This window comes from Nocardia sp. NPDC003269 (assembly GCF_042888005.1).
Classification (GTDB): Bacteria; Actinomycetota; Actinomycetes; order Mycobacteriales; family Mycobacteriaceae; genus Nocardia.
In genome coordinates this window covers 1,938,270-1,956,979 of sequence record NZ_JBIAPA010000002.1, presented here as the reverse complement: position 1 = coordinate 1,956,979, position 18,710 = coordinate 1,938,270, and the positions used below count along the sequence as shown (strand labels likewise).

Here is an 18,710-nt window from a genome sequence, read left to right as displayed (position 1 = left end):
TCAGGCAGTTCCGGAACAGGCCAGGTGGGTGCCAACCACGGCGAGCCCCAGGCCGGCCACCGCCGCCGACAGCGCGGGCAGGGGTTCCCGCACCACGCGCGTCGCCGTGCGCCGTGCCGCGGAGACCATGCACTCGACGCGCTGTCGCACCGGCATCCGCTCGGTGGGCTGCGCCTCACCTGGCGCGCGACCACGCAGGCTCCGGCGGAGGACACCGACGAGGGTGAGGACGAGGGCGGTGATCAGCATCGTCTCCTCCTGCCGCTCACCGGGTTCCGGCCGGTGCGGCGGTTGCCGCCCGGCGCGCACCGGGCGCGGTGACGAGGCCGAAGGCGATCAGGCTGTCGGCGGTGTCGCGGATGGTGTCCTCGATCGGGCGCATGGTCCAGCCCAGTTCGCGCCGGGCCTTGTCGGCGCTGACGTTCTCGGTGCGGCCGAGCACCGGGATGGTCAGCCGGACGCTCTTGTCGAACACCGCGACCAGCCGCACCAGCCAGTTCGGCAGCACCCTGGTCGGCACCCGGAAGCCCTGCGGGGCGAATTGCCGGTCGAGTATCGCGGCCAGCTCGCCCATCCACAACGGCTCGTCCGCGCAGATGTACCGATTGCCCACCGCCGCGGGCACTTCCATCGCCAGCCGGTGCGCTACGGCCAGGTCGCGCACGTCGACCGGGGTCCAGCCGGTGCGCACCGAGCCCGGCACATCGCGGGTGAGCAGCCGGCGGATCGGTTCGTGCGAGGTGCTGGTCGTCGCGTCGAGCAGCGGGCCGAGCACCATGCCGGGATTCACGGAGACGAGTTCGAGTCCGCCGTCGAGTGATGCGACGTAGTCCCAAGCGGCACGCTCGGCGAGGGTCTTGCTCTTCTGATACGCCGGAACCCGCTCGACCACCGACCAGTCGGCCTCGGTCCGGACGGCGTCGGTGTCGTGCCCGTAGGCCACCGCGGCGACCGACGAGGTGAGCACCACGCGGCGCACGCCGGCGGCCGCGGCGGCGCGCAGCACCCGCAGGGTGCCGTCCACGGCGGGGCCGATCAGCGCCTGCTCGTCGTCCGGCGGCGCGGACGGGAACGGCGAGGCGACGTGCAGCACGGTGTCGCAGCCCGCCACCGCCTCGGCCCAGCCCGCGTCGTCGTCCAGGGTGGCGGCGACGAACTCGAGATCACCGCCGGTGCGGCGGGCGAGCTCGGTCAGGTGCGCGCGGCGGGCGTGCGCGTCGAGGTCACGCACGGTCCCGCGGACGGCGTAGCCGTGCTCGAGCAGTTCGGCGATGCAGTGGCCGGCCACGAAACCTGTCGCGCCGGTGACCAATACCCGAGTGGTCATGGTGTTCACCCTTCGTCCTTCGGGGGGCGCCCGCCCATCTGAGCGGTGCTCAAATAATCTAAGCACTGCATAGATTTCCTGTCCAGTGCCGATTCCCGCGAGCGTCTCGCTTACGCTCGGAGGGTGAAGCGCACCCGTTACCACCACGGCGACCTGCGGGCCACGCTGATGGACGCCTGCCTGCGCCTGATCGAGAGCGAGGGCCTGGCCGCGGTCAGCCTGCGCCGCGTCGCCCGCGAGGCCGGGGTCAGCAGCGGCGCGCCGTACCACCACTTCGCCGACCGCGCCGCGCTGCTGTCGGCGCTGTCGGTGGACGGCTTCGAGCGGCTCGCCGCCGACCTCACCGCGACCAAGGCCGCGGCGGGCTCCCCGCTCGACGCGCTCACCGCGCTCGCCGAGGCCTACGTGCGGTTCTCCCGCGACCACCCGGCGCAATTCCGGCTGATGTTCCGGCCCGAGCTGTCCCAGCCCGAGAAACACCCCGACGCGGGCGAGGCGGGCGACACCGCCTTCCACGTCCTGGCCGACACGATCGACGAGGCCGTCGCGGCGGGTGTGCTGCCCGCCGACCGCGCCGAGACCCTCACCGTCGCCTGGTGGGGCCTGGCCCACGGCCTGGCCTCGCTGTGGCTGGACGGGCACCTGGTCAAGCGCAGCGAGCAGATGGGCACCACCGCGCCCGCCCTCGTCGACACCATCATGCGCGCCTTCGCCGACCTCGTCGCCGCCCACTCCGCCGACGGCTGACGCGCCATCGCGTATTCCCCCGGCCGAGCCCGCGCGCTCACCTACAGTGGGGTGCACCGTCATCCGTCGTGTGTCACCCGAGCAGGAGAGCCGATGTCTGCCACCGCGAAACTCGATCCCGTGGTCGAAGCGTTCGTCGACGCACTCAACGCCCAGGACACCGACCGCTTCTACGGCGTGCTGACCGAGGACGCGACCATGTCCGACGACGGGGTCGAACGCGACCTCGCCCAGTGGACCGAGGCCGAGATCTTCAGCAGCAACGGCCGGCTGGCGGTCGAGTCGGTCGACGGTGACGGCCTCGAGCTCACCGCCGACTACACCAACAGCCGCTGGGGCTCGATGCGGACCACCTGGCGGTTCGTCCTGCGCGACGGACTGATCAGCCGATTCGAAACCGGACAGGCGTGAACGACCGACTCTTGCTGACCCCGCGCTACGGCGAGTCCTCCCTCGCCGACCTGCTCCCCTCCGCCCTGGCCTGCCTCGGCGTCGACGGCGAGACCGACCGGCTCGGCCTCGATCTCGACGTCGACCACGTGTGCGTGCTGCTCGTCGACGGGCTCGGCGCGCAGGCGCTGGCCGAGCACGCCGACATCGCGCCGTTCCTGTCGAGCCTGCCGCCCGCCACCATGACCGCGGGCTTCCCGAGCACCACGGCCACCAGCCTCACCACCCTGGGCACCGGACTGCCGCCCGGCGAGCACGGCATCGTCGGCTATCTGCTGCGCCTGCCCGAGGAGCAGCGGCTGTTCAACAGCCTGCGCTGGCAGCTCAACGGCGCCGGCCCCAAGATCGACGCCCTCGCCACCTTCCCGCCGGAACGAATCCAGCCGCACCCCACCGTCTTCCAGCGCGCCGCCGCCGCGGGCGTCGCCGCGATCCAGGTCGCGCCCGGCTACCAGGACGGCTCGGGCCTGACCAGAGCCGGGTGGCGCGGCGGCGGGTTCCGGGCGACCTTCTCCGTCGGCGACCTGATCGACGGCGTGCTCGACGCGCTCGGCTCGGCCCCGAAAACCCTGGTCTACACCTACCATTCGGAACTCGACACGACCGGGCACGCGCGGGGTCCCGCCTCGCGGGCCTGGCGCTTCGAGCTCGCCCACGTCGACCGGATCGCCGCCGAACTGGCCGCGCGCCTGCCCGCCCGCTCGGCGCTGATCGTCACCGCCGACCACGGCATGGTCGAACTCACCGAGCGGATCGACTTCGACACCCACCCGCAGCTGTCCGCCGGCGTCGCCGAGCTCGCCGGTGAACCCCGTGCCCGCCACGTCTACACCGCCGACGGCGCGACCGCCGACGTGGCCGGCACCTGGGCGGACGTGCTCGGCGCCGACTTCCTGATCCACACCCGCGCCGCGGCGATCGAGGCGGGCTGGTTCGGGCCGACGGTCACCGCCGAATCCGCCTACCGGATCGGCGATCTGGTCGTGGCGGCGCGCGGGGACGCCGGGGTGATCCGGTCCGGCGCCGAACCGCTCCAGTCGATGATGGTGGGCCATCACGGCTCGCTCACCGCCGCCGAACTGCTCGTTCCGCTGCGGATCCACCGCGGCTGAGACCGACCGCTTAGGCTGGAGCCCACTCGACGCGCACCCGCGCGGCGCGACCCTCAGGAGGAACCATGCACGCCACCACCCGAACCGGTGCCGTCGCCGTCGGCGTCGCGGTGCTGGCGGCACTGGCGAGCGGCTGCGCCGAGGTCGAGAAGGTGCTCAACCAGGGCGGCGACACCACCTGCCGCGACTACATCAACCAGGAGTCCGACACCAAGCGGATCACCATCGCCAAGGCGATGGAGGAGCGCAACGGCTCCGCACCGTCGGGCGCCCAGGTCGACTCGATGATCGTGCAGGTCGACCTGCTGTGCGCGGGCCAGCGCAATATCGACACCCCGATCAAGAACGCCGACATCCCCGGGCTGTTCCTGAACAAATAGCCGACCACGGCGGCGTCAAGCCGCCACGACAGGGCATGCACCGGCGACCTGGTCGTCCTCCGGGAAACGGTGCACACCGCGGTGGCCCAGCTGATAGACAGGAAGGCGCCACCGACGAGCAGGGAGTGAACGTGGGCGCACACGACGACCCGATCGCCGGCTCGCCCAGGCCGGACCGGCTCTCGGACTATCGCGGCGCGCTCGAGAAGCAGTGGAACAAGCTGGCCGCGCCCTCGCGCCCGCTGCACCTGCCCCGCGACACCGGGCCGGTGCGCGAGGAGGTCGCCAAGTCGTGGCAGCGGTCGCTGCACACCGTCGACCCGGCGCAGACCGTCGCCCCCGGTTTCAACGACATCAGCGATCGCTGGTCGGAGTCGCCGCTGCGCAGGCCGGTCACCGAACTCGCCGGTCAACTGCGCGGCATGGCCGAGGAATCCGGCTATCTGGCCGTCGTCAGCGACGAATCGGGCACCATCCTGTGGACCGCGGGCGATCGGACCCTGCGCCGCCAGGGTGAGGCGGTGAACTTCGCGCCCGGCGGGGTGTGGGACGAGAGCCACATGGGCACCAACGGCCTGTCGCTGGCGCTGCACGACGACAAGGCCGTCACCGTCTTCTCCGCCGAACACCTGGTCGCCGCGCTGCACGGCTGGGTCTGCTACTCCGCGCCGATCCACGGCCCCGACGGCCGACAGGTGGGTGTCCTCGATCTGTCCTCCACCTGGGAACGCTCGCACCCGATGGTGATGACCTCGGTGCGGGCCCTCGTCACCGCGGTCGAGACGATGCTGCGCGCCGAGGCGCCGGCGCCCGCCCCCGGCGTCCGGCTCGAATGTCTCGGCGCCGCACGGTTGTTGCGCGACGGCAGGCCGGTGCCACTACCGCCGCGCCAGCTGGAGATCCTGGCCCTGCTGGCGCTCGAACCCGAGGGCTACACGCCCGAACAACTGCACGCCGCGGTCTACGGCGACCGCGCGGTGTCGCTCAACACGCTCAAAGCCGATGTCTCGCACCTGCGCCGGGCCACCCGCGGCGAGATCGCCAACCGGCGCTACATGCTCACCGGTCCGGTGTCCTGCGACGCGGTCGACCTGCTCGCCGCGATCGAGGGCGGCGACCTCACCTCCGCGCTGTGGCTCTACCGCGGGCCGCTGCTGCCCGGGTCCGACCTGCCCGGCGTCGAACAGTGGCGCGCGCACCTGGACGTGGGCATCCGCAACGCGGTGCTCAACAGCGACCGGGCCGAGCACGCCGTCGCCTTCGGCCAGCGCTGCCCCGGCGACATCGCGATCCACGAGCACGCGCTGCTGCTGCTCCCCCGCGACGACGTCCGCAGGGCCGTCGTCACGGCCCGCCTGTACACCGCGCGCCAGGGCTGACCTGGGCGAACTCGCTCACCAACCTCGTACCAACCTTCGCCGACCATAGTGTGTTCCACCACGCAGAGGTCGCGAGGAGCGAGACGCATGATCTACGGCAAACCCGGATCGGATACCGGCATCGTCAGCTATGCCGCCCGATACGACAACTTCATCGGAGGTGACTGGGCCGCCCCCATCGAAGGCCGCTACTTCGACAACACCTCGCCGGTCGACGGGGAGATCTTCTGCGCGGTGGCCAGGTCGACGGCCGCCGATATCGACATGGCCCTCGAGGCCGCGCACCGCGCCACCGACCGCTGGGCCGCGACGCCGGCCGCCGAACGCGCCGACATCCTCACCAAGATCGCCGACCGGATCGAGAACAGCATCGAGCCGCTGGCGGTCGCCGAGACCTGGGACAACGGCAAGCCGGTCCGCGAGACCCTGGCCGCCGACCTACCCCTGGCCGTCGACCACTTCCGCTACTTCGCCGGCGTCCTGCGCGCGCAGGAGGGCTCGATCTCCCAGATCGACCCCGACACCGTCGCCTACCACTTCCACGAGCCGCTCGGCGTCGTCGGTCAGATCATCCCGTGGAACTTCCCGATCCTGATGGCCGCGTGGAAGCTGGCGCCCGCGCTGGCCGCGGGCAATTGCGTGGTGATCAAACCCGCCGAGCAGACACCCGCGTCCCTGCTGTTGGTCGTCGAGCTGATCGCGGACCTGCTACCGCCCGGAGTCCTCAACGTGGTCAACGGCTTCGGCGTGGAGGCGGGCAAACCGCTGGCGCAGAGCCCGCGGGTGGCCAAGATCGCCTTCACCGGCGAGACCACCACCGGCCGGCTGGTCATGCAGTACGCGAGCGAGAACCTCATTCCGGTCACTCTCGAACTGGGTGGCAAGAGCCCGAACATCTTCCTGCCCGACGTGATGGCGGCCGACGACGACTACCTCGACAAGGCCGTCGAGGGCTTCGTGATGTTCGCCCTGAACCAGGGCGAGGTGTGCACGTGCCCGTCACGCGCGCTGATCCACTCGTCGATCTACGACGAATTCCTCGCCCGCTGCATCGCCCGCACCGAGGCCGTCGTGTCAGGTCATCCACTCGACACCGAGACGATGATCGGCGCGCAGGCCGGCAACGACCAGTACGAGAAGATCCTGTCCTACCTGGACATCGGCAGAGCCGAAGGCGCCCGCGTGCTGACTGGAGGGGAAGCACGCAAGGTCGACGGACTGCCGGGTGGGTACTACATCGAACCCACCATCTTCGAGGGTGAGAACACGATGCGGATCTTCCAGGAGGAGATCTTCGGACCGGTGGTCGCGGTGACCCGTTTCGACACCGTCGACGAGGCCGTCCGCATCGCCAACGACACCCTCTACGGCCTCGGCGCGGGCGTGTGGACCCGCGACATCAACACCGCTCATCGACTGGGCCGCGGCATCAAGGCGGGCCGGGTCTGGACCAACTGCTACCACGCCTATCCCGCGCACGCCGCGTTCGGCGGCTACAAGAAGTCGGGGTTCGGCAGGGAGAACCACGCCATGATGCTCGGGCACTACCAGCAGACCAAGAACCTGCTGGTCAGTTATTCGACCACGAAACTCGGGATGTTCTGATGCAGAACCGGATCCACCGTGTGGAGATCACCGAACGCGCCCAGACCCTGTTGCGCCGGTTGATCGAGGACAACGGCCCGGTGTTGTTCCGCCAGGCGGGCGAGTGCGGTGACGACGACGTCGCGCCGGTGTGCCTGTCCGCCAAGCAGTTCCCGATCGAGAAGGCCGACGTGCTGCTGGGCAGGCTCAGCTGGCACACCGAGTTCTGGATCAGCCCCGAGCAGTTCGAATGCTGGAAGGACACCCACCTCACCGTCGACGCGGTGCGCGGGCAGGCCAGCGCCGAATCGCTGGAAGCGGGCCAGGGCATGCGTTTCGTGCTGCGCGCCCGCCAGCTCACCGCGGCGGAGAACGCGGCCCTGGCGGCCGCCCCGCCCCCGCGAACCGGCGCCGACCGCACGCTGTAGCGGGCGCCCATCGACCTGACCTGGTAGGACCTTCCCGGCGCTGCCAGGTCACGGCGAGCCCCCGCCGACTGGGCCATCGCGGCTCAGCCGGCGGGGTGAGCTCGCCGTCTCCCGTGCCGGTCCGCACATAGCAAACACGTTCCGGCGCAAACCAAATCACGTCTCGCTCAGCGAGACATGCAGGTCAAGACTGCAACGATTCCGTTACGTTATAGCGATGTTCTTAGCGAGACTCGGTGTTCGAACCCGGATTCTGGCGATCGCTCTCATCCCCAGTCTCACGCTGGTGGTGGTCGGCGTCGGAACGGCGGGCTACCTGGTCGACGAGAGCAACAAGGCCGAGACCTGGGCCTCCGAGATGCAGGCGGCGGTTCCCTACACGCGCGAACTGATCGAGGCCGTGCAGTCCGAACGCCAGCTCACCCTGGCCCACCTGGCCGGTGACGAGACCGCCCAGCTCGCGCTCGCGCCCGCACGCGCCCGGCTCGACGCCGCCTTCCGCGGCCTGATCGAGGTCTCGGCGGGCATCCGCGCGGTCGACGATTCCAACATCGGCGACGACAAGGGCGGATTCACCACGCTCGGTACGCATCTGGCCGGTGTGCGCGGTGGCGCCGACGCGGGCGTGCTGCCCGCCTCCGACGCGTTCATGTTCTACAACCGCCTGCTCGACGTCTTCACCGAGGGCACCAAGGTCGCCGAGCGCGCCGCTCCGGACGCCACCGTCGCCTCCGGCGTCGCCGAGGGCTTCCGCATGCTCAATGCCGCCGAGGCGATGTCGCGCAGTACCGCGCTGGCCATGCACATCGCCACCGCGGGCGGCCCGACCACCATCCCGGTCGAGGACTTCATCCGCCTCAGCGGCTTCTACCACGTCGAGGTCGCCAATCTCGCCGCCGAACTCGACGACACCCGGGGCGCCCCGATCACCGCGCTGATGGCCTCGCCGCAGTGGCTGCAGCTCACCGCGCTGGAATCCGCGCTCACCCAGCGGTTCACGACGCCGAGCGGCACCGGCACCTCGGCCAAGCCGGTCTCCACCACGGCGCCGCAGGTGAACATGACCGAATGGCAGACCGCGGCGGCCGACGTGAACCGGGCGCTGCTCGATACGTACGGCACGCACAACCGCTACGTCCAGAAGCTCGCCGAGGACACCGCGCAGCGCGCCGAGGTCACCGCGGCCATCGCCGGCGGCGGCGTGGTCGCGCTCAGTGTGCTGGTGTTCCTGATCGCGGTGATCCTGGCCAACCGGATCATCCGCCGCCTGCGCAGGCTGCGCACCGAAACCCTCGCCCTCGCCGACGAGCAGCTGCCCGCCACCATGCGCGCGCTGCGCGAGGGCGGCGACATCGACGCCGTGCAGACCTCCCCCACCCTGGACTTCGGCAAGGACGAGATCGGTGAGGTCGCCCAGGCCTTCGAGCACGCCGCCTCGGCCGCGCTGCGCGCCGCCGTCGACGAGGCCCGCACCAGGGAGGGCGTGCGCGCGGTGTTCCTCAACATCGCCCACCGCAGCCAGATCGTGGTCCACCGCCAGCTCGAGATCCTCGACGAAGCCGAACGCCGCCAGGAGGATCCGGCGCTGCTGGAGACCCTGTTCCGGCTCGACCACCTGGCCACCCGCGAGCGCCGCAACGCCGAGAACCTGATCATCCTGGGCGGCGGCAGGCCCGGACGCCAGTGGCGCAAGCCGGTTCCGGTGATGGATGTCGTGCGCAGCGCCATCGGCGAGACGCTCGACTACGCGCGGGTGCGCGTCACCAAGCTGCCCGAGGTCGAGGTCGTCGGCACCGTCGTGGCCGACCTCGTGCACCTGCTCGCCGAGCTCGTCGACAACGCGACCGCGTTCTCCCCGCCGCAGTCGCGGGTCGAGGCGGGCGGCAACATCGTCGGCAAGGGCGTGGTCATCGAGATCACCGACCAGGGCATGGGCATGAGCCCCGAGGACCTGGCCCGCTACAACGACATGCTGGCCGATCCGCCGGACTTCGGTGTCGGCACGCTGTCCTCGGATTCGCGGCTGGGGCTGTTCGTGGTCGCCCGGCTGTCGACCTCGCACGGGGTCTCGGTGCGGCTCAGCGAGTCCGACTACGGCGGCATCCGCGCGATCGTGCTCATCCCGCTGTCGCTGCTGGCCGGCGACACCGACACCTCGATGATGCCGCCCGTCACCACCGGTCCACTGCGTCGCGGGCTGCCCGCGCCCACCGCCGAGCCCACCCCGATCGCCGCGATCGAGTCGGCTCCGGCGCCGAGTGCGGTGGCCACGCTGGTCGCCGAACCCCCCGCGCCGCCGCGCCCGGTGGCGACCGAGCCGGAACTGCCGCCGGTGGAGACGCACGACGCCGACGCGCGACCGGCCCTGCCGCGGCGCCAGCGGCAGACCAACCTGGCGCCCGAGCTCACCGAGGAACCGGCGGCGACCGAGCCGCCGCGCGCGCCGGAGCGGCCCCGCTCGGCCGAACAGGCGCGCGACATCATGTCCGCGATCGAGAACGGCACCCGGCAGGGTCGCAAACCACTGTCCACATCGAACAAGGACGAACAGGAAGGCTGAGGTGAACTCTTCCCACCCAGGTGATCTCAACTGGCTGCTCGACGATCTCGTCGACCGGCTGGCCGGGGTCCGCTACGCGGTCGTGCTGTCCACCGACGGGCTGCTGCTCGGACGCTCCTCGCAGATGCAGCGTGAGGACGCCGAACACTTCGCCGCGATGTCGTCGACCCTCTACGGGCTCGCGCGCAGCGCGGGCAGCCGATTCGACGGCGGTGGCGTGCGCCAAGCGGTGATCGAGCTCGACCGCGCCGTCCTGTTCGTCACCTCCGCGGGCGACAACGCGTGCCTGGCGCTGCAGGCGAACGAATCGGCGAACCTCGGCATGGTCGCCTACGAAATGAACCTCACCGTGCAGCGGGTCGGCAGCTACCTGTCGACCGAACCGCGGCACGGACTGGCGGAGCTATAGGAAGCAGCACCATGACTCGACTCGGCGATCCGTGGTTCGACGACGCGGCCGGACCCCTGGTCCGCCCGTACGCGGTGACCCGCGGCCGCACCATGGGTGCGGCGCACGACCTGGACATGCTCACGGTGGTGGTGGCGGTGCATCCCGCCCCCACCCTGCGGCGCCCGGAACCCGAATACGCGACGATCGCACGGTTGTGCAAGCGCGCGCAGACGGTGGCCGAGGTCTCGGCCGTGCTGAAACTTCCTCTGGCGGTGACCAAGATCCTCGTCGGTGATCTCATCGGCGAGGGCCACCTCATCTTCCGGGCTCCGGTGACGGCCGAGGCCGGCGCCGGAGACCTCAACGTATTGCGAGCGGTTCTGGATGGCATCCGAAAACTTTGACCCCACGGCACCGGGCGGGCAGCATCTGGCCGCCTCGGTGAAGATCCTCATCGCCGGCGGCTTCGGCGTCGGCAAGACCACGATGGTCTCCTCGATCAGCGAGATCGCGCCGTTGCGCACCGAGGAGCTGATCACCGAGGTCAGCACCGGCGTCGACGACCTGTCGGGGGTGGAGCAGAAGTCGACGACCACGGTCGCGCTGGACTTCGGCCGCATCACCATCGACCGCGACCTCGTGCTGTACCTGTTCGGCACTCCCGGCCAGGACCGGTTCTGGTTCCTCTGGGACGAGCTGTGCCGCGGCGCGCTCGGCGCGATCGTGCTCGCCGACACCCGCAGGCTGAGCAATTCGTTCGCGGCCGTCGACTTCTTCGAGCGGCGTGGCCTGCCGTTCCTGATCGCGGTGAACTGCTTCGAAGGCGCCCCGCGCTACACCGTCGACGAGGTGCGCGACGCCCTCGACCTCGATCCGAACACCCCCGTGGTGCTCTGCGACGCCCGCGACCGGCCCTCGGCCAAGGCGGTGCTGACCCACCTGGTCGAGTACCTCATCGAACGCGCCACCCGCACCCCGGTGACCACCTAGCGAACAGGTCCACCGGGGGGCGGTCCCGGCCGCTCTCCCGGGACCGCCGCAGCCGGTAGCAGCCGCTCGGCAATCCCCCACCGAACCGCGGTGTTCGATCGAGAGCCCCCGACGACGGCCTCCAGCGCCGCGCGCGCCCGATCCCGCGGCGCGCAGATGTGGTCCGGGCCACTTGGCCGGAAATGCTTCCGCTGCCATCTGGAACGAGTAATAATCTGGAATGTGTCCACCACATCGGACTTCGAGCGCATGCTCCGCGCGGCTTCCCTGCGCGTCACGGCACCGCGTCTGGCGGTGCTCACCGCCGTGCACCAGCATCCGCACGCCGATACCGACACCATTCTGAGCCGGGTCAGGGACACCCTCGGCGCGGTGAGTCACCAGGCCGTCTACGACGTCCTGCGCGCCTTGACCACCGCGGGTCTGCTCCGGCGGATCCAGCCCATGGGCACCGTCGCCCGGTACGAGACCCGGGTCGGCGACAACCATCATCACCTGGTGTGCCGATCCTGTGGCGTGATTGTCGATGTCGACTGCGCAGTCGGCGATGCGCCCTGTCTGACCGCTATCGATGACACCGGTTTCGTCGTCGACGAAGCCGAGGTCATCTACTGGGGCCGCTGCCCCGACTGCACGACATCACCATCACTCTCCTGAAAGGATTCACCGTGCCCGAGGAACATCCACCTATCGCGGAAGCCAACACGGAACCCGGTGACAATGGCTGCCCCGTGACATCGGCCCGACCGTTCGCCTCCGCCGACGCCCGTGGCAGCAACCGTGACTGGTGGCCGCACCAGCTCAATCTCACGATCCTGCAGAAGAACCCGCCGGTGGCGAACCCGATGGACGCCGACTTCGACTACGCGGCCGAGTTCGCGACCCTCGACCTCGCCGCGGTGAAGCAGGACATCGAGCAGGTCATGACGACCTCGCAGCCCTGGTGGCCCGCCGACTTCGGCCACTACGGCCCGTTCTTCATCCGGATGGCGTGGCACTCGGCCGGCACCTACCGCGTCGGCGACGGCCGCGGCGGCGCCGGTTCGGGCATGCAGCGCTTCGCCCCGCTCAACAGCTGGCCCGACAACGCCAGCCTGGACAAGGCCCGCCGCCTGCTGTGGCCGGTCAAGAAGAAGTACGGCAAGAAGCTGTCCTGGGCCGACCTCATCGTCTACGCGGGCAATGTCGCGCTCGAGTCGATGGGCTTCCCCACCTTCGGTTTCGGCGGCGGTCGCGTCGACGCGTGGGAGCCGGAGGAGGACGTCTACTGGGGTCCGGAGAGCACCTGGCTCGGCGACGAGCGCTACACCGGTGAGCGCAACCTGGAGCGTCCGCTCGCCGCGGTCCAGATGGGCCTGATCTACGTGAATCCGGAAGGCCCCAACGGCAATCCGGACCCGATCAAGGCCGCGATCGACATCCGCGAGACCTTCGCCCGGATGGCGATGAACGACGAGGAGACCGCCGCGCTGATCGTCGGCGGGCACACCTTCGGCAAGACCCACGGCGCCGGCGACGCCGACCTGGTCGGACCGGAGCCCGAGGCCGCCCCGCTCGAACAGCAGGGCCTGGGCTGGAAGAGCAGCTTCGGCACCGGTGTCGGCGCCGACGCGATCACCAGTGGCCTGGAAGGCATCTGGAACAGCACCCCGATCACCTGGGACAACAACTTCCTGGAGACCCTCTACGGCTACGAGTGGGAGCTCAGCAAGAGCCCGGCGGGTGCCCACCAGTGGATCCCGAAGGACGGCGCGGGCGCCGGTACCGTGCCCGACCCGTTCGACGCCACCAAGAAGCGCACCCCGGTCATGCTGACCACCGACCTGTCGCTGCGCTTCGACCCGATCTACGAGCAGATCACCCGCCGCTGGCTGGCGAACCCGGCCGAGCTCACCGACGCGTTCGCGCGCGCCTGGTACAAGCTCACCCACCGCGACATGGGTCCGGTCGTGCGCTACCTCGGCCCGCTCGTCCCGTCCGAGGAACTGCTCTGGCAGGACCCGGTGCCCGAGCACACCGGCGCGCTGATCGGTGACACCGAGATCGCGACCCTCAAGAGCCAGATCCAGGCCTCGGGGCTCACGGTCGCGCAGCTGGTGTCGACCACCTGGGCGGCGGCCTCGTCGTTCCGTGGCAGCGACAAGCGCGGTGGCGCCAACGGCGGTCGGCTGCGGCTGCAGCCGCAGGCGGGCTGGGAGGTCAACCAGCCCGACGAGCTCGCGCAGGTCGTGCGGACCCTCGAGGGCATCCGGGAGACGTTCAACGCCACGGGCGGCGCCCAGGTGTCGTTCGCGGATCTGGTCGTCCTCGGCGGCGCGGTCGGCGTCGAACAGGCCGCGCAGGCCGCGGGCTACGACGTGACGGTGCCGTTCACGCCGGGCCGCACCGATGCCACCCAGGAGCAGACCGACGTCGAGTCCTTCTCGGCGCTCGAGCCCAAGGCCGACGGTTTCCGCAACTACCTGGCCAAGGATGCCCGCATCCCGGCCGAGTACCTGCTCGTCGACAAGGCGAACCTGCTCACCCTGAGCGCGCCGGAGATGACGGTGCTGATCGGTGGTCTGCGGGTGATCGGCGCGAACTACCAGCAGTCCCCGGTCGGCGTGCTGACCGCGGCGCCGGGCACGTTGACCAACGACTACTTCGTCAACCTGCTCGACATGGGCACCGAGTGGGCGCCGTCGGCGTCCGACGACAACGTCTACGAGGGCAAGGACAGCGCGACCGGCGCGGTCCGCTGGACCGGTAGCCGCGTCGACCTGGTGTTCGGCTCGAACTCGCAGCTGCGCGCCGTGGCCGAGGCCTACGCGACCGACGACGCGAAGGAGAAGTTCGTGCGCGACTTCGTCGCCGCGTGGACCAAGGTGAGCAACCTGGACCGGTTCGACCTGGCCTGATCGCTTCCGGCAGCACACCCCGCGACCCGCTCGGGTCGCGGGGTGTGCTGTCGCGGGATCAGGCCGTTTCGGCGACCTCGGCCAGCCGGTCCACCGACGCCAGCAGCTTGTCCGAGGTGGTGGCCTTGGCCCTGACCTCACGCAGTTCGTCGTGCAGCCGCGTCCAGTCGTAGGTGTGGGTCACCCGGGTGGTGGTCTCGTCGATCGGCTCCAGCTCCCAGCGCCACAGGTGCCCGGGCGGGGTCTTGCCGCGCTCGGAGGGGTTCCACGCGATGCGACGGCCCTCTTCGAACTCGACGATGTGGTTGTCGCGGTCGGCGCCGTTGGTCAGCGTCGTGGTGAACACGTCGCCGACGGCCGTGACCCGCTGCCCCGCCGCGGCTTCGGCGAGATTGTCGTTGCCGTCCCAGCGCGGTTGCTGGGCGGGGTCGGCGATCAGTTCGAAGAGGGCGGCGGCGCTCGCCGCGATCTCGCGGGAGGCGTGGACGATGCGGGGCGCGTCGGTGGTTTCGGTCACGGAGCCGATGAAACCAGCAGCTCACCCGCCCGGGCAAGGATTCGGCTCGAGCCCACGCCTAACTCACGCGCGACACCGTGAACACCGGGATCACCCGGCTGGTCTGCTCGCGGTACTCGGCGAACCCCGGCATGATCTCGACCATCCGGTCGAACAGCGCGGTGCGCTCCGGGTCGTCGACGAGTTCGGCCTTGCCCGTGAAGGTTTCGGTGGGCAGCTCGACGGTCAGCTCCGGATTCGCGACCAGGTTGTGGTACCAGGCGGGGTGCTTGTCGGCGCCGCCGTTGGAGGCGATCAGCACGACGCGGTCGCCGTCGGGCAGGAACACCAGCGGATTGGTGATCGCGCGACCCGACTTCGCGCCGGTGGTGGTGATGATCACCATGTTGTCGCGGCCCTCGAACATGCCACCGACCCGGCCGCCGTTCGCCCGGAATTCGGCGATCACCTGGTCGTTGAATGCGCTCATCGTCGTCCTTTCGTCGCTGCGGTCCCCTGCCCCAACCATCCTGGCGCGCCCCGCATTCCCGCCCGTCCTCGGCATATGCGCCGAGATGGTGACCTCGACTAACGTTGCGGAGTGCTTGGACATTCACACGCGACCAGTGGGGCGCTGGCCTGGGCGGGAACCGCCGCGGCGCTCCCGCTCACGGTCGCCGCTTTCCCCCTGTTCGACAGCGACACAACACGATTCGGGATCGCCGAACTGATCATGGGCACCCTGCTGACCGCGGGTGCCGCGCTGCTGCCGGACGCGGATCATCCGAGCGGAACCATCTCGCATGTACTCGGCCCGGTGTCACATCACCTGTGCCGCTTGATCTCCTGGCTCTCCGGTGGACACCGGCACGGTACCCACTCGCTGCTGTTCGTCGTCGTCGCGGTCGCCGCCACCTGGGCGGGCGAGCACTACCTCGGCAGGCCGTTCACCCTGGGCCTGGTGTTCTTCCTGCTCGCGCTGGCGGTGCGGTCACTGCACCTGTGTCCGCCGGGGAAGAGCGTGCGAACCTACGGCACCGTGATCGTGCTGGCCACGGCGGGCACCTTCGCCGTCGACCACTGGATCGTCGACCGGCCGGCCTGGCTGCCGATCTGCGTCGGCCTCGGCTGCCTCGCGCATCTGCTCGGCGACTGCCTCACCGATCGGGGCTGCCGCCTGCTGTGGCCGTTCCCGCTGCGGACCCGGGTGCCGCTGATCGAGCGGACCGGCAACCGGGTCGAGACCTGGGTCATCTCACCGCTTTTCGTGCTCGGCACGATGGGCGCGCTCTGGTACGCGATCATGCATCGACCGTGAGCTGATCCGTCGCGAGGACGGCGGGACCCCTCCCCGCCGTCCTCGCCTTTCTTTCAGCGGTATCGCTTCCCCAAATACATGTTTTGATGCGCATATCGACGTATCAGCATGCAGATTGTGACAAGTGAGCACGGCGAGCCCCGGCTACTGGCGTTCCTCCCGAATCGGCCCCACGCGCGGCACATTTCAGTGCACAGTTGTACTCTCAATCCCGTGACCGAGCAGCTCCCCCAACCCCAGGCCGAGGTACAGGCGCTCACGCGCCTGGCCGGCGACGAATTCGTCGGTGCCGTCGACGGCATCGCGGCCATCCACCGCGCCATCTCCGACCGCGTGTTCGCGGCGGTGCGGCTCGGGGTCGGTCCCGCCGCGGATCCGGTGAAGGTGGTGCACGACGCGATCACCGACGGCGTCTACGCGGTGGTCGGCGGGACGGGATTCGTGGTCGGCGAGGTGGCGAGCGCGGTCCAGGTGCCCGGCGTCACCGCACCCTCGCGGACCGTCTGGGGCGCGGGCGTCCTGGCCGCCCTCCAGGGCCTGATCGGGGACACCCTCGAGGACGAGGCGCCGATCCTGGCCTCCCCCATGACCTTCCGCGTCGACGGCGCGCCCGTCCCGCCGGAACAGCTGGCCGCCCACGTCGCGGTACCGACGACCCGGCTGGTCGTGCAGCTGCACGGACTCGTGGAGACCGAGCACGCCTGGCGGCTCGGCGGCCGCCCCACCTACGGCGACCGGCTCGAGGACGACCTCGGCTACACCCCGATCCTGGTGCGCTACAACACCGGCCTGCACATCTCCGAGAACGCCGCCCAGCTCAGCGCGCTGCTGGCCCGGCTGGTCGCGGCCTGGCCGCTGCCGGTGCACGAGATCTGCCTGCTCGGTCATTCGATGGGCGGTCTGGTCGCGCGCGGGGCCTGCCACCTGGCCGACGCGGCGGACGAGGCCTGGGTGCGCGCGGTCCGGCAGGTGGTCTGCCTCGGTTCCCCGCATCTGGGCGCCCCATTGGAGCAGCTCGCGCACTACGCCGCGGCGGCGTTCGACCTGCTGCCGGAGACCCGTCCGCTGGGCAGGCTCCTGCGCAGGCGCAGCGCGGGGATCCGCGACCTGCGCCAGGGTTCGCTCGTCGACGAGGACTGGCGCGACCTCGACACCGACGCGCTGCGCGCGCGGGCGGTCCGCGAGGTGCCGTTGATCGCGGGCGTCGAGCACTACTTCGTCACCGCGACCGTCACCCGCAGCCCCCAGCACCCGCTGGGACGGGTCATCGGTGACGGGCTCGTGCTCACCGGCAGCGGGTCGGGCCGCGGCCGGACCCGCCGGATCGGCTTCGACGGGGTCAACGGCCTGCATGTGCCCGCGGCCAACCACTTCAGCCTGCTCAACCACGACGCGGTGTACGAGGCGCTGCACAGCTGGCTGACGAGCACGCCCCGCAGAGCGGCGCGGGTGGATACGCTGTGGCCATGACTCTCGACCACGGCGACCCCGGCGACGCACCCTCCATCCCGCTGCCGACCGCTCCCCTGGCCAACGAGGCCCGCCCCTCGGCGGCCGAGGAGGCCAGAACCATCGCGGCGGCCACCAACACCGGCACCCTGGCCAGTCTCACCGCCGACGGCGCGCCGTGGGCGTCGTTCATCACCTACGGACTGCTCGACGGCGCGCCCGTCCTGAGCGTCTCGCGACTGGCAGAACACGGCCGCAACCTGGCCGCCGACCCGCGCGCCAGCATCGCCATCGTGACCCCGGACATCCCGGCCGATCCGCTGGCGGGCACCCGGATCACCCTGGCCGGCGTGGTGGAGCGACCGGAGGGCGCCGAGGCCGAGGCCGCCCGCGCCGCCCACCTGGCCGCCATCCCGGCCGCGAAGTACTACATCGACTACAGCGATTTCACCCTCTGGGTGCTGCGCGTGCAGCGGGTGCGCTGGGTCGGCGGGTACGGCCGGATGGACTCCGCGTCGGCGCAGGAATACCTGGCCGCACAGGCCGATCCGATCGTGCCGCTGGCCGCCCCCGGCATCGCCCACCTCAACGCCGACCACGCCGATGCCCTGCTGGCCATGGCCACCCGGCTCGGCGGCTTCCCCGACGCGACCGCCGCCGCCTGCGAACGCGCGGATCGCTACGGCCTGGACCTGCGGGTCGAGACGCCGCGCGGCGTCGCGCGCACCCGGGTCGGCTATGCCGCGCCGCTGTCGGAGATCGGCGAACTGCGCTCGGCGACGGTCGAATTGACGCGGCGGGCGCGCGCCACCGACTAGGCCTCGTACAGCTCGAGCGGCAGATCGTCGGGATCGAAGAAGAAGGCCATGTGCTTGCCGGTGTACTCGTCGGTGCGCAATTCCTCGGTGCGGACGCCGCGTTCACGCAGGGCGTCGAGCGCGGCGGGCACATCGGCGACCACGAAGGCGAGATGACGCAGCCCCGCCGCCTCGGGCCTGCTCGGGCGCGCGGGCGGATCGGGGAACGAGAACAGCTCGATCCGGCAGCCGCCCGGCAGCGCGACATCGAGCTTCCAGGAATCCCGGTCGGCCCGGTAGTGCTCGGCGAGCACCGTCCCGCCGAGGGTTTCGGTGTAGAAGCGCTTCGAGCGGTGGTAGTCGGTCGCGATGATCGCGACATGATGGATCCCGAGAAATTCCATC

21 protein-coding genes are annotated in these 18,710 nt (G+C 70.6%); 16 read left to right on the top strand and 5 right to left on the bottom strand.

Translation table 11 applies throughout. The annotated features are described in order from the left end of the window. Both ACFYWJ_RS19405 and ACFYWJ_RS19400 read right to left on the bottom strand, forming a co-directional pair. Positions 1 to 249: a hypothetical protein gene (locus tag ACFYWJ_RS19405; protein WP_355280306.1), complete on the bottom strand. Its 249-nt coding sequence runs from the start codon at positions 247 to 249 to the stop codon at positions 1 to 3. Positions 250 to 265: 16 nt separating this feature from the next. After that, a complete protein-coding gene (locus ACFYWJ_RS19400; protein WP_355280304.1) occupies positions 266 to 1,327 on the bottom strand; it encodes an NAD-dependent epimerase/dehydratase family protein in 1,062 nt (353 codons plus the stop codon). Positions 1,328 to 1,450: 123 nt separating this feature from the next. On the opposite strand from ACFYWJ_RS19400, the gene ACFYWJ_RS19395 reads away from it, so the two are divergent. From ACFYWJ_RS19395 to katG, 13 genes are all read left to right on the top strand, one after another. Continuing rightward, positions 1,451 to 2,074 carry a TetR/AcrR family transcriptional regulator gene (locus ACFYWJ_RS19395; protein WP_355280303.1) on the top strand — a complete coding sequence of 208 codons (624 nt, stop codon included), beginning with the start codon at positions 1,451 to 1,453 and terminating at the stop codon, positions 2,072 to 2,074. Positions 2,075 to 2,167: 93 nt separating this feature from the next. Further along, a complete protein-coding gene (locus ACFYWJ_RS19390) occupies positions 2,168 to 2,485 on the top strand; it encodes a nuclear transport factor 2 family protein (protein ID WP_355280301.1) in 318 nt (105 codons plus the stop codon). Continuing rightward, positions 2,482 to 3,636 carry an alkaline phosphatase family protein gene (locus tag ACFYWJ_RS19385; RefSeq protein WP_355280299.1) on the top strand — a complete coding sequence of 385 codons (1,155 nt, stop codon included), beginning with the start codon at positions 2,482 to 2,484 and terminating at the stop codon, positions 3,634 to 3,636. Before ACFYWJ_RS19390 ends, ACFYWJ_RS19385 begins: the two co-directional genes overlap by 4 nt. Positions 3,637 to 3,701: 65 nt before the next feature. Then, complete coding sequence (locus tag ACFYWJ_RS19380) at positions 3,702 to 4,016, top strand: hypothetical protein (RefSeq protein WP_355280297.1); 315 nt, start codon at positions 3,702 to 3,704, stop codon at positions 4,014 to 4,016. 125 nt (positions 4,017 to 4,141) lie between these two features. Continuing rightward, a complete protein-coding gene (locus tag ACFYWJ_RS19375; RefSeq protein ID WP_387162317.1) occupies positions 4,142 to 5,395 on the top strand; it encodes a transcriptional regulator in 1,254 nt (417 codons plus the stop codon). A gap of 87 nt (positions 5,396 to 5,482) precedes the next feature. Beyond that, complete coding sequence (locus ACFYWJ_RS19370; RefSeq protein ID WP_355280294.1) at positions 5,483 to 7,000, top strand: aldehyde dehydrogenase family protein; 1,518 nt, start codon at positions 5,483 to 5,485, stop codon at positions 6,998 to 7,000. Continuing rightward, entirely contained in the window at positions 7,000 to 7,407 is a 408-nt protein-coding gene (locus ACFYWJ_RS19365; RefSeq protein WP_355280293.1) for a DUF779 domain-containing protein, read from the top strand. Before ACFYWJ_RS19370 ends, ACFYWJ_RS19365 begins: the two co-directional genes overlap by 1 nt. Positions 7,408 to 7,624: 217 nt before the next feature. After that, positions 7,625 to 9,967 carry a nitrate- and nitrite sensing domain-containing protein gene (locus ACFYWJ_RS19360; protein ID WP_355280291.1) on the top strand — a complete coding sequence of 781 codons (2,343 nt, stop codon included), beginning with the start codon at positions 7,625 to 7,627 and terminating at the stop codon, positions 9,965 to 9,967. A gap of 1 nt (position 9,968) precedes the next feature. Continuing rightward, entirely contained in the window at positions 9,969 to 10,376 is a 408-nt protein-coding gene (locus ACFYWJ_RS19355; RefSeq protein ID WP_355280289.1) for a roadblock/LC7 domain-containing protein, read from the top strand. Positions 10,377 to 10,387: 11 nt separating this feature from the next. Continuing rightward, positions 10,388 to 10,762 (top strand): DUF742 domain-containing protein, encoded by a 375-nt coding sequence (locus ACFYWJ_RS19350; RefSeq protein ID WP_355280287.1) that lies wholly within the window; start codon positions 10,388 to 10,390, stop codon positions 10,760 to 10,762. After that, the gene (locus tag ACFYWJ_RS19345) at positions 10,743 to 11,348 is read left to right on the top strand and encodes an ATP/GTP-binding protein (protein WP_218722350.1); all 606 of its coding nucleotides are present in this window, start codon (positions 10,743 to 10,745) and stop codon (positions 11,346 to 11,348) included. Before ACFYWJ_RS19350 ends, ACFYWJ_RS19345 begins: the two co-directional genes overlap by 20 nt. Before the next feature lie 222 nt (positions 11,349 to 11,570). Then, positions 11,571 to 12,005, top strand: a complete 435-nt coding sequence (locus ACFYWJ_RS19340; RefSeq protein ID WP_355280285.1) for a Fur family transcriptional regulator — start codon at positions 11,571 to 11,573, stop codon at positions 12,003 to 12,005. An 11-nt stretch (positions 12,006 to 12,016) separates the two neighbouring features. Continuing rightward, entirely contained in the window at positions 12,017 to 14,245 is a 2,229-nt protein-coding gene (gene katG / locus ACFYWJ_RS19335; protein ID WP_355280284.1) for a catalase/peroxidase HPI, read from the top strand. A gap of 58 nt (positions 14,246 to 14,303) precedes the next feature. On the opposite strand, the gene ACFYWJ_RS19330 is transcribed toward katG, so the two are convergent. Together ACFYWJ_RS19330 and ACFYWJ_RS19325 are read right to left on the bottom strand one after the other, a co-directional pair. Beyond that, on the bottom strand, positions 14,304 to 14,762 hold the full coding sequence (locus ACFYWJ_RS19330) for an SRPBCC family protein (RefSeq protein ID WP_355280283.1): 459 nt from the start codon (positions 14,760 to 14,762) through the stop codon (positions 14,304 to 14,306). A gap of 58 nt (positions 14,763 to 14,820) precedes the next feature. After that, positions 14,821 to 15,231: a nitroreductase family deazaflavin-dependent oxidoreductase gene (locus ACFYWJ_RS19325; protein ID WP_355280281.1), complete on the bottom strand. Its 411-nt coding sequence runs from the start codon at positions 15,229 to 15,231 to the stop codon at positions 14,821 to 14,823. Between the two features lie 111 nt (positions 15,232 to 15,342). On the opposite strand from ACFYWJ_RS19325, the gene ACFYWJ_RS19320 reads away from it, so the two are divergent. The 3 genes from ACFYWJ_RS19320 to ACFYWJ_RS19310 all read left to right on the top strand — a co-directional run bounded on the left by ACFYWJ_RS19320 (position 15,343) and on the right by ACFYWJ_RS19310 (position 18,326). Beyond that, positions 15,343 to 16,059 carry a metal-dependent hydrolase gene (locus tag ACFYWJ_RS19320; protein ID WP_355280280.1) on the top strand — a complete coding sequence of 239 codons (717 nt, stop codon included), beginning with the start codon at positions 15,343 to 15,345 and terminating at the stop codon, positions 16,057 to 16,059. A gap of 213 nt (positions 16,060 to 16,272) precedes the next feature. Further along, positions 16,273 to 17,529, top strand: a complete 1,257-nt coding sequence (locus ACFYWJ_RS19315; protein ID WP_355280278.1) for an alpha/beta hydrolase — start codon at positions 16,273 to 16,275, stop codon at positions 17,527 to 17,529. Next, positions 17,526 to 18,326, top strand: coding sequence for a DUF2470 domain-containing protein (locus ACFYWJ_RS19310; protein WP_355280276.1), 801 nt, complete (start codon positions 17,526 to 17,528; stop codon positions 18,324 to 18,326). The genes ACFYWJ_RS19315 and ACFYWJ_RS19310 overlap by 4 nt, the downstream gene beginning before the upstream one ends. On the opposite strand, the gene ACFYWJ_RS19305 is transcribed toward ACFYWJ_RS19310, so the two are convergent. Beyond that, complete coding sequence (locus ACFYWJ_RS19305) at positions 18,323 to 18,709, bottom strand: VOC family protein (RefSeq protein ID WP_355280275.1); 387 nt, start codon at positions 18,707 to 18,709, stop codon at positions 18,323 to 18,325. The genes ACFYWJ_RS19310 and ACFYWJ_RS19305 overlap by 4 nt on opposite strands. Position 18,710 lies beyond the last annotated feature (1 nt).